This is a genomic window from Vibrio sp. YT-19(2023) (assembly GCF_033337395.1).
On record NZ_JAWOQN010001137.1, the window covers coordinates 1 to 519 of the forward strand.

Here is a 519-nt window from a genome sequence, read left to right on the forward strand (position 1 = left end):
AATACCCAATGACTTTGTTTATCTTTGAGGCTAACTTCGCGTGCAATGTGCGTCGCAAGTAGCAGTAAATCGAGCAGTTCTTCATCATTGATAGCGGTGTAAGCACGAGGCAAGAATGGGTAGTCGCTGATGCCCATACGAATGATGCGATTGACGTTATGCTGAGTCGCAAATTCGTCTACCCACGCTTGGAATTTTTCAAACATGACTTCGGCAGAGGCGTCGCGGTCTGCGTTAGGTTCGATGTAGAGTAAGTTTGCATCCGAGAAGTGGTACAAACGTGCCGGTTTTTCGATGCGCTCTGCTAGGTATTCACCGAATGCGCGTTCTAATTCTAAGCCCGCTTTGTAACCATTTTGAACGTACATGCTGCGTAAGAACGGTAGGTCGATCATCACAAAACGTAGTCGGTCGTTGAGCGGTTCATGGATAAGTTCACCCATTTGCCACTGTTCAAAAGTGTCACGCGATTTTTTCAGTGAGCGAGACAACTTCACGTTCAGCATGCGCAGATTACGT

Annotated in this window: 1 pseudogene; it reads right to left on the reverse strand. The window is 47.0% G+C overall.

Annotated elements, in window-relative coordinates:
• Positions 1-519, reverse strand: a pseudogene (locus tag R7E78_RS30480) (tetratricopeptide repeat protein); the annotation flags it as partial.